This window comes from uncultured Capnocytophaga sp., from assembly GCF_963525585.1.
Taxonomy (GTDB): Bacteria; Bacteroidota; Bacteroidia; order Flavobacteriales; family Flavobacteriaceae; genus Capnocytophaga.
Window position 1 is genome coordinate 1 of the sequence record NZ_CAURLX010000061.1, and the last position, 9,234, is coordinate 9,234.

Below are 9,234 nucleotides of genomic sequence, written 5' to 3' on the forward strand. Positions count from 1 at the left end.
TCAAACACAAAATTACTAATTTTCGGGAACTTTTATTTTATTATAAGAAAAAGTTTAAACAGCTTCTTAGAGAGAAAAAATTAACAAGTGAGTTTAAACATTATTTACGCAAGTAAGGGGGGAAGTAATTGATAAGGAATGAGCGACACGCTCTTATTGTAGTAGGCACGAGCTACAAGCTCGCGCCAGCAGGGGAGAAACTTTAAATGAAAGAATCCTAAAAAAACCACAATTATGAAGAAAATATTCTTTTTAATATTAGTTATTTTTATTTCTTGTAATAGAAAAATTGAGTTTATACAGTCTGAAACCATACCCAGTCTTATTTTAGTAAGAAACTCTATAGAAAATGATTCTTTGTTAAAAGACCAACTAATTAGCTTTATAATAAAAAATCGTCATAAAAATCGTATCCAATTTTATAAATATACTTGGGATACAAGTTATTTTTTAGATAATAAAGAAGATATAGATGGTGGCTTTTCAGATAATGCATTATACGATTATCCAGAAGATAATATTGCTGATTATTTCGTGTTAAAATGTGAAGAAGATACTACAAAATTAGTTGGTCGTTTTCACTTTTATGGTAATGCTGGCTTAAAGGGTAAAAAAAGAGAAATTGACACTTTAATTTATCATTGTAAATAGATAACAGAATTTATACTACAAGAAAGAAAATAAGCGAAAAACAGAAGTTATCTTAGAGAGTATATTGAAAATTATAGAAGTACTGATGGGATTGCTATGTTTTCTATCAATAGATGTGAAAAAGATTCTACAAAGTTATATGGGGATCTCCATTTCTATCTCATAGGTAATTTTTACAAACCTGACGCAATATTTAATAATTGTAATTAATCCTTCTCCACCAAATGTCTCAGTTCAGGGTCGTTGGTGATGCGTTCTTTTTCGCGTTCAATGATTTCAATGATATCTAACTTTATCTGGCGGTAATTGGCTTCTACCTGTTCTTTGGTGGTGTCGTTCACGAAGGATTTTCGTATGAATTTAAATTATAAACCTGTTTAAACTTTTTTTGAGGAACTTGGAGATAAACCCTAATAAAAGCATTCCAATCCAAGTTACATCAAGAAAATAAACATCTGGTTGCTCTCCATTATTAAAGCTAAATCCTCTTTTTCCTACACTTAAAAAGGAAATAATCCATTTATTTATTGTATCTTTGCCCAAAGTTCCTGAATTTTGGTGTTTTTTCTCAAACACAAAATTACTAATTTTTGGGAACTTTTATTTTATTATAAGAATAAAGTTTAAACAGCTTCTTCTCTAAAAAAGTTTAAACAGCTTCAAATTTATAGATCTTAATTTCTTTTCTGAATAATAGGCTTTGTTGGTGTGTGCTGATAGCTCTTTGTGCTCAATTAGCAGTGACTTGGGTTCTTTGTAAGGGAGTTACCAACTCAAAAGGAAGAAATGGTGACAAGCACCAATGAGAGTTTATTTCCGAAGAAATTTGATGATACTTCAAGAATTTTTTGTAACTTTGCTCTACATTCTTTACTGTGCTTAATTACCTTTAAATCAGTTAAATATAGATTTTGATCAGGCGGACTCTCTCACTGATGTGAGTTTGTGCCTTGTGCCTATGGTTAAGTAAAGGCTTTAGCTCTTTATAAGGAAGTTACAAGCTTCGGTAAGGGAATGATTATAGCTTTCTATATGCCATAATAACAGAATAATAAATGGAAAATACAATAAAATACGCAGTACTTGGAGGAGGGAGTTGGGCGACGGCAATTGTGAAAATGCTCTCGGAGAATCTCTCTACCATCTATTGGTATATGCATAATGAACGTGCTATTGAGCATATACAGACTTATAAGCACAATCCTAATTACCTCTCTTCGGTAGAACTACATACAGAGAAACTACACCTCACTTCGGATATCAATCAAGCAGTTGCGCAGGCAGATTATCTTATTTTCGTGATTCCTTCGGCATTCCTTGCTGATGAACTCAAGAAGCTTTCTGTTCCCCTTTCAGATAAGATTGTTTTCTCCGCTATTAAGGGAATTGTGCCACAAACAGGGCAAATTGTTGGTGATTTTCTGATGGAGCATTATCAGGTACCTTCGGCTCAGATAGGCGTAATTACGGGTCCTTGTCACGCTGAGGAGGTCGCTCTGGAACGGCTTTCTTACCTCACGGTAGCTTGTACCCATCTGGATACGGCTGCAACAATGGCAGAGGTGCTCTCAGGCTCTTTTATACGCACTCATATTAGCAAGGATATCATTGGGGTTGAGTACGGGGCGATGCTCAAGAATATTTACGCTATTGCAGCAGGGATAGCCCACGGACTCGGTTATGGCGATAACTTCCAAGCGGTACTGATGAGTAACGCCATTCGGGAAATGAAGCGTTATGTAGATGCCATCTATCCGCTGGAGAGGGACATCAACCAATCTGCTTACTTAGGCGACCTACTCGTTACGGGCTACTCTCTTTTTAGCCGTAACCGTACCTTTGGAAATATGATTGGAAAGGGCTATTCTGTAAAAAGCGCCTTTATGGAAATGTCTATGGTTGCTGAAGGTTATTATGCGGTGGAAAATGCCTTCAAAATCAACCAAGGACAGCCCTCACCTGCTTACACACCTATCTTGGACGCGGTCTATGGGGTACTCTATGGCAAAAAACAAGTGAGAACTACCTTCTTAAAGCTCACTGAACTAATGGATTAAGACAAATAGAACTTTGAAAATCAGTCATCTTATTCGTCATACAGCCATCTATGGCTTAGCGACAGTGCTACCAAGGGTGCTTAACCTCCTATTGACTCCTCTGCATACCCAAGGGAGTACCCTCACGCAAGAGCAATATGGGGTTTATCAAGGACTCTTTGCTTATATGATTCTGGGGAATGTACTCCTTACTTATGGTATGGAGACTGCTTTCTTTAGGTTTATGAATCGCGAAGAAGACCCTCGTAGGGTAGCAGCTACTACCTTGACCTCTTTGCTGGTTACTACGATGTGGTTCTTGTGTGTATCTTTGGTAGGGGCAGAGACTATCGCGACCCTATTGGATTATCCTGTTATATATATAAAATATGCGGTTTGGATACTCGCGTTGGATACCTTGGTAGCTATTCCTTTTGCTTGGTATCGTAATGAAGGGAAGTCCTTGAGATATGCCTCTATCAAGATAGCCAATGTAACCCTGAACCTAGGGTTGAATTTGCTCTTTCTGCTCTATTTTCCTAGGCTTGCCCAGCAGAATAAGCTCCCTGAGGTACTTACCTTTACTGATAATACCCAATATATATTCCTAGCTAATCTTATAGCAAGTGCCTTTACCTTAGCGGTTGTATTGCCCTTGTATAGGAAAATAGGGCTCTGCTGGGACTATGCTCTGTGGAAGAAGCTCTTTAGGTATGCTTTTCCTGTACTGATTGCAGGGATAGCTTTCTCTGTCAATGAAGCTTTTGACCGTATTTTTATCCGTATGCTTTACCCTGCTGGGGAAGCTGATACGGTGGTAGGGATGTATGCCGGTTGCTATAAAATGGGCGTTTTTATGACTCTATTCATTACCGCCTATAAGCTTGGGGTAGAACCTTTTTTCTTTTCTTCAGCTTCGGATAAGAAGGCGCCTACGACCTATGCCAAGGTAACTACCTACTTCACTATTTTCTCAGGGGGGATTCTTCTGTTCGTTTGTGTATATATAGACTTGCTTAAGTGGCTCCTGATTCCTAACCAAGCCTATTGGGAGGGACTCCAGATAGTCCCTTTTATCCTCTTGGCAAACCTCTGCTTGGGGATTTATCACAGTATGTCTGTATGGTATAAGGTTACCGATAGAACCCATTGGGGGGCGATTATTTCAGTGATCGGTGGCGGGATTACCATTGTAGCTAACCTCACCCTAATCCCTGCAATAGGATACCTTGGAGCAGCAGTAGCGACCCTCCTAGCTTATGCTGGAATGATGCTTATTTCCTATTGGGTAGGGCAGTATAAGTATCCTGTTCCTTACGGAAAAGGGGTATGGGGGTTCTTGGCTTTAGCAATTCTTCTCTCTGCGATAGTTTTTTATGGTTTTGAGCGCAATCTGTATATAGGTACTCTATGCCTGATAAGCTATGCTGTGCTAGCATTCGGTTATCTTAGGAAGCAAATCCGTACAGGTAGAAGCTAATTTATTATAGAAAATTTCAGCTTTTAACAAAGAAGAATCTTCATATTAGGAAAACGAAGAAGAGGGTAAAAAAAAGCCTGTCTAAGAGAAAAAAGCCGGTGCTGAAACTAGATATTCAACCAAGTTTATTGAAATTCTTTATAGGAGAAGCCTGCTACAGGCTGAGAAAGAGAGTTTGGCTGGTGCCTTAACACTTCACAACAAATAATTATCTTCTGTTTAACGGCTAAAAATTTGTTTTTTGTTATTTGCCGTCGTATCTTTGCAAGCGAATAATTGAAGGCTATAATGCTTAAAGTATCCGTTATCAACCGCTCAGGACACCCACTGCCTGAGTACCAAACAGAACAATCAGCAGGGGTAGATCTCCGTGCTGTACTTCCCGAACCTATTACTCTAAAACCTCTCGAACGCAAGCTGATTCCTACAGGCTTATTTATCGCTCTTCCCAAAGGAGTGGAAGCACAGGTAAGACCCCGTTCTGGGCTCGCCCTTAAGCACGGTATTACTGTACTGAACTCCCCTGGAACTATTGATGCAGACTACCGAGGGGAAATTTCGGTGTTACTTATCAACCTCTCTGGGGAAGATTTTGTCATCAAGGATGGCGAACGCATTGCTCAGATGGTGATTGCCCGCCACGAAACCCTTGAATGGCAGCCTGTGGATACTCTTGATACTACCCAACGGGGTACAGGGGGCTATGGCAGTACAGGCTTATAGCAAGAAGCCATAGGCATACACCTGTACTTCTATCTCCTGAGCGAGTACCCCAAGAGCTTCACGTAAGTTCCCTATAAGGGTATTATACCGCTCGTCAGTACTCTTGTTGTTCATCTTCCCTTTCTCATTGCGTCCTTGGAAGTATTCACGTATATCATATAAGGAGGCATTTACATTTACCTTAGGCTGGGAGAAGTAGTACTGCCAGAGGGCTTTGCCTGCCTCAAATACCGCCTGCGCCTGAGGGGTAAACTGCAAGGGCTCCTTAGGTACAAAAGAACTATATTCTTGCTTAGGATTTTCCTCTCCGGCAAGGGTAAAGAGATTGTGTTCTTGGGTTGGAGCCTCTTTCTGACCTAGCTTGCCCGCCATAAAATCCGTCATAAAGTGGCTGGCAAAGAGGGTAGGGGCACCCACCTCCTCTTCTCTAAAAGGTATCCAATGATTATAGAGTGTCTCCGCCGGCGTTTTTTCTTCATTGCTTAGGTATTGAGATGCTGAGATACGGTTTTGCCCGTGAAAGAGCGTATAGGCAAGGCAGTTGGTTTGAAAATCTTTGTCTTCCTGCCAGCCGTCTTTTGGGTATATAAAAGGATCTCTATCATTATCTTCGTCAGCATTAATGCATAATCGACAAGCAAGATATATACTTGCAGGAATAATATTCTGTCTATTTATATCGATAAAAGAAATATGTCCTTTTCCCTTTTTTAAAGAAATATTGATTTCATTATTGTGTTGATAATCAGGAGTTGAACAAGCTAATATTCCAATAGATTCTTCTTTTGAAGGTAAAGAAACTTCCTTTATCCAGTAATTTAGAAATTCTTTTATGTCATCAATAGCAAAAACACCTTTAATATATTTTAATTTACCATTTCTATCCAAAAAATATCCTTTCTTATACTTAAAATGTTCTTCTTTTTCGCTGTTCCAAATGAAAAAACCAATTCTAAATTTTCCTTTTACATTATCAAAAGTATTCGCAGGAACAGTGAAAAAAATTTCGAGCTTCGCTCGATAGATTTTCCTGAAATCCGAAAAGCTCAGAGATTGCACAATTTTCAAAGTTGAAAATTGTGCAATCTCTGAGCTTTTCGGATTTCCTTGTAAATTCGGATCAAAAACTGGGCAAAGAGCTCATTGCTGGCTTTCTTTATAAGTTCTTTATATTTTTCATAGGTGCGATTCCCAATAGCTGTGCCTGCTTTATTCTTACCTGTTCCAGCTTTCTGCTTAGCATTTCCTGATTCTGCATAAGGCGGATTGATATAAATAACTAATTTTTTGCGTTTCTCTTCATTGGAGATAATGTCAAAAAGGGTATCAGGGAGCTTACCTCCTTCTCTTTGGGGAATAAACTCATCATTCAGGAAATCAAACTGGAAAATATGGTTATCCAAGAGGTTGGCACCGTGCTGGATACGTTCGTGCATTACATTTACATCGGCTTGGTCAAGGGTGGAGGCAAAGATATGGTACTTATTGGTAAGCCCTGCTAGGAGGTTACCTGTTCCTGCGGCGCAATCCCATACATAGTACTCATCTTGCCAATTTTCACCGAGATAGTCAGTAAGGTATTGCTGAGAGAGGGCTACCCATTGGCGCGGGGTGAAGAAAGCTCCTTTGCGCTCACGTACATCTTGATCTACTAGGAGCTCCCTCCGTTCGATAATGTAATCGTGGTAATCACTCTGGGGCGGACGCTTATACAGCTTCCAGAAGTTCTGGTAGGTCTCCTTGTCCTTGATACGAATCAGAGCGTCAAAGCTACTATCAAACCCCTGTATGTTCTTGAGGTTTTCCTGCCGAATCGTATAGCCTTGGTTTTCAAAGAGAACAAAAAGATTTTCATACAAGGCGGTATCGTCAGTAATGGTCTCTGTACCCTTATCATCTACGAAAAGGTCTGCTAAGTAGAAGTCACAATCCAAGATATCTTTCTTCTTTAGCGCCTCCCAATTGGTTTGGATAATAGGCTTGACGACCTCCAGCCACCTCAGATAGATAGAGACGAAATTATTCTTATCAATCGGTTGCTTTGCCTTGTTGGAGGCTTCCTTTACATTATGTTCAATAAAATAGCGCAGTTCCTTAGCGTCCTTTTCAAAATCGAACCAATAGGCATTCTCCTTGAGTTGGGCTTCTATACGGGTTTTAAGTAGGGCAAATTCCTTGCTTTCGTGATGAGAAGGGGTTACATTCCAATTGAAATCATTAATAGAAAAAACATCGGCTATTGCCTCGTAAGGAACGAAAGCGAATTTCTGAAAGTCGAAAGCGCCTAAGAAAGCAGGAGGCACCATTCGTTGGTAGGTTTTCGCCTTGCCAATAGTTAAAATCAGCTGTACGAACATCGTAACGGTATCATAATTGCCAGTTTTTGCTTCAGCCCAAAGCAGTGGAATGGAGTGGAACAGGTGTCCTTTTTCAGGGAACACCGAAAAGTCTATTTTCCCTAGAATTTGGGTGGTATCAAAGCCCGCAAACCAGTCTGTAGCAACTTTGTTCTTAAGTTCTTCTTCGAGGATATTTTGGTATTTCATTGGTGTATCAAGGAGAGAAAAGATTTCAGGAGCAAAAATACAAAAAAAGTAGTATCTTTGCCTCTTGCAATTCTAGAAAAAGTTTGTATAATGGAAATGATATACAAGAGGCTTCTAATATTCCTCATTGGGTTCCCCTGTGTTATGTGGGGGCAGTACTCGGATACCCTTTCTGTACAGGGGGTAGATACCCTTAAGGTAGTACATACCCCTGATTCATTAGGGGGGAAGGGGAGGAAAACTTCTATTAAGCCCCTATCTTTTGTAATCCCCCTAGCCTTGATAGCACGTGGGGCTACCTCTATTGACTCCCGCTTTGACCATAAGCTACAGCACTATGTAACCAATGAACTCAAGGGGCGCTTCCCTGCAGATGATTACCTACAATATCTTCCTGTAGCGGCTGTCTTTGCCCTACCTAATGTAGGAATGCCTGCTAAACACACCCTTAAGCAAAGGGTGGTAGTAGGAGCTACGGCACATATCCTAATGGGGATTTTCGTTAATACGACCAAGTATTCCGTACGACAGCTTCGCCCAGATGGCTCTACTCGTAATTCCTTTCCCTCTGGGCATACGGCTTTTGTATTTACAGGCGTTGAGATGCTCTATCAGGAGTATAAGGATACAGACCTATGGGTAGGGATTACAGGCTATACGGTAGCTACTGCGGTAGGTCTCTCCCGTATCTATAACAATAGGCATTGGGCATCCGATGTAGTCGCTGGGGCAGGGGTGGGAATCCTCTCTACCAAGATAGCTTACCTACTCCTTCCTTATATCTATAAGGAAAAACCTCATAAGAACCCTCGAGAGCGCTCTACATTAGGTTCTTTCTGGGCAGTTCCTACCTATGACCCCTGGCAAAACTCTCTGGGGGTGTCTGTTAATTTTTCTTTTTAAGTTCTTTCTTTTTTCACTTTTTTTTGTATCTTTGCCCCGAAAATAGATAAAACTATCATTATGAGTGTAGAAAATAACCTGATGGTGGAATTCTCTCAAGAGGAGCTAGCAAAGCTTTCCGATGCATTGGAGATGATTACTGAAGTTTTCCAAGGTAAAACAGTTGGGCTTACCCCTGAACAAAGACGACAGCTGGCTAGCATAGCCGAACGTAACAAGGGCTTTGTGGATAAGTGTAAGGCCTATATGGATCAGGAACCCTCTAGCATTCCTCCTACCATTAACAAAGAAGAGTTTGACAAGGATTATATCGCTCGTACTTGCGTAGAGCCCGTTCTGAACAAGCTCACCCATATCCTGCAAGACCTTAAGGATACCAAAACATTCTTGGATAACTACAACTATGCTGCTAGTATCGCTTACTATAACTATATCAAGTACCTCGCCTCTCAGAAAGTTCCTGGTGGAGAAGCTATCTATGCTGACCTGAAGAAGCACTTCGGTCCTGCTAGCAAGAAAGTAAAAGACACTCCCCAGTCTCCAGAATAGAAACTTATAGGCGCGAAAATTTCGCGCCTTTTTTAGGTGCTAATGCCTCTGCCCGTCCTACAGCTCCTCCTTAGTAAAAAGAGCTTTTAAGCTTTGCGAATGGTAGGCACAAGCTCCAAGCTAGCACCAGTAAGAGGGTAATATTCCGCACTTTTTAAGCGCTAATACCTCTGCCCGTCCTACAGCTCCTATCTTAGTAAAAAGAGCTTTAAGCTCTGTGAATGGTAGGCACAAGCTCCAAGCTTGCGCCAGCAAGAGGGTAATATTCCGCACTTTTTTAGTGCGCTAATGCCTCTGCCCGTCCTACAGCTCCTATCTTAGTAAAAAGAGCTTTAAGCTCTGTGAA

11 protein-coding genes are annotated in these 9,234 nt (G+C 40.5%); 6 read left to right on the forward strand and 5 right to left on the reverse strand.

From position 1 onward, the window contains the following. Positions 1 to 234: 234 nt before the first annotated feature. Positions 235 to 651, forward strand: coding sequence for a hypothetical protein (locus tag RYK20_RS10260; protein ID WP_009416343.1), 417 nt, complete (start codon positions 235 to 237; stop codon positions 649 to 651). A gap of 206 nt (positions 652 to 857) precedes the next feature. On the opposite strand, the gene RYK20_RS10265 is transcribed toward RYK20_RS10260, so the two are convergent. Beyond that, complete coding sequence (locus RYK20_RS10265; protein ID WP_314895354.1) at positions 858 to 992, reverse strand: hypothetical protein; 135 nt, start codon at positions 990 to 992, stop codon at positions 858 to 860. A gap of 19 nt (positions 993 to 1,011) precedes the next feature. Then, complete coding sequence (locus RYK20_RS10270; RefSeq protein ID WP_314895355.1) at positions 1,012 to 1,227, reverse strand: hypothetical protein; 216 nt, start codon at positions 1,225 to 1,227, stop codon at positions 1,012 to 1,014. Between the two features lie 479 nt (positions 1,228 to 1,706). Between RYK20_RS10270 and RYK20_RS10275 the strand changes: the two genes are divergently transcribed. The 3 genes from RYK20_RS10275 (at position 1,707) to dut (ending at position 4,890) form a co-directional block, all read left to right on the forward strand. Further along, entirely contained in the window at positions 1,707 to 2,708 is a 1,002-nt protein-coding gene (locus tag RYK20_RS10275) for an NAD(P)H-dependent glycerol-3-phosphate dehydrogenase (RefSeq protein ID WP_314895356.1), read from the forward strand. Between the two features lie 19 nt (positions 2,709 to 2,727). Next, a complete protein-coding gene (locus RYK20_RS10280) occupies positions 2,728 to 4,167 on the forward strand; it encodes an oligosaccharide flippase family protein (protein ID WP_314895360.1) in 1,440 nt (479 codons plus the stop codon). A 288-nt stretch (positions 4,168 to 4,455) separates the two neighbouring features. Continuing rightward, the gene (gene dut / locus RYK20_RS10285; protein WP_314895357.1) at positions 4,456 to 4,890 is read left to right on the forward strand and encodes a dUTP diphosphatase; all 435 of its coding nucleotides are present in this window, start codon (positions 4,456 to 4,458) and stop codon (positions 4,888 to 4,890) included. Here dut and RYK20_RS10290 read toward each other — a convergent pair. Further along, the gene (locus tag RYK20_RS10290; RefSeq protein WP_314895358.1) at positions 4,885 to 5,958 is read right to left on the reverse strand and encodes a hypothetical protein; all 1,074 of its coding nucleotides are present in this window, start codon (positions 5,956 to 5,958) and stop codon (positions 4,885 to 4,887) included. The genes dut and RYK20_RS10290 overlap by 6 nt on opposite strands. Continuing rightward, positions 5,955 to 7,436, reverse strand: coding sequence for a hypothetical protein (locus RYK20_RS10295; protein ID WP_314895359.1), 1,482 nt, complete (start codon positions 7,434 to 7,436; stop codon positions 5,955 to 5,957). The genes RYK20_RS10290 and RYK20_RS10295 overlap by 4 nt, the downstream gene beginning before the upstream one ends. Positions 7,437 to 7,526: 90 nt before the next feature. Here RYK20_RS10295 and RYK20_RS10300 point away from each other — a divergent pair, with 90 nt between their 5' ends. Both RYK20_RS10300 and RYK20_RS10305 read left to right on the forward strand, forming a co-directional pair. Next, on the forward strand, positions 7,527 to 8,339 hold the full coding sequence (locus RYK20_RS10300; protein WP_311457093.1) for a phosphatase PAP2 family protein: 813 nt from the start codon (positions 7,527 to 7,529) through the stop codon (positions 8,337 to 8,339). Positions 8,340 to 8,399: 60 nt separating this feature from the next. Then, positions 8,400 to 8,888: a hypothetical protein gene (locus RYK20_RS10305; RefSeq protein ID WP_311457094.1), complete on the forward strand. Its 489-nt coding sequence runs from the start codon at positions 8,400 to 8,402 to the stop codon at positions 8,886 to 8,888. 120 nt (positions 8,889 to 9,008) lie between these two features. Here RYK20_RS10305 and RYK20_RS10310 read toward each other — a convergent pair whose 3' ends face one another. Continuing rightward, on the reverse strand, positions 9,009 to 9,161 hold the full coding sequence (locus RYK20_RS10310) for a hypothetical protein (RefSeq protein WP_311457095.1): 153 nt from the start codon (positions 9,159 to 9,161) through the stop codon (positions 9,009 to 9,011). Positions 9,162 to 9,234: the final 73 nt, after the last annotated feature.